The 477-nt window shown below is 48.2% G+C and carries 1 protein-coding gene; it reads right to left on the bottom strand.

Going from position 1 to position 477, the window contains the following annotated elements:
• A partial coding sequence (locus QUA40_RS25065) for a hypothetical protein (RefSeq protein WP_333130907.1) occupies positions 1-477 on the bottom strand: 477 nt, incomplete at both ends.

The following is a 477-nucleotide window of genomic DNA, read 5'->3' on the forward strand; positions in this document are numbered from 1 at the left end:
CCAACTCCGACTCCGGTTGTAACGCCAACTCCGAATCCAACTCCGACTCCGGTTGTAACGCCAACTCCGAATCCAACTCCGACTCCGGTTGTAACGCCAACTCCGAATCCAACGCCAACACCAACAACGGGTACAATTCCGCCAACAATTCCGCAGACAACGGGTACAATTCCGCCAACAATTCCGCAGACAACGGGTACAATTCCGCCAACAATTCCGCAGACAACGGGTACAATTCCGCCAACAATTCCAGATAGGACTGTAATAGTTCCGCCAACAATTCCAGATAGGACTGTAATAGTTCCGCCAACAATTCCAGATAGGACTGTAATAGTTCCGCCAACAATTCCAGATAGGACTGTAATAGTTCCGCCAACAATTCCAGATAGGACTGTAATAGTTCCGCCAACAATTCCAGATAGGACTGTAATAGTTCCGCCAACAATTCCAGATAGGACTGTAATAGTTCCGCCAACA

Origin of the sequence: Microcoleus sp. Pol11C3, from assembly GCF_036701485.1 — a bacterium.
Lineage (GTDB): Bacteria > Cyanobacteriota > Cyanobacteriia > Cyanobacteriales > Microcoleaceae > Microcoleus.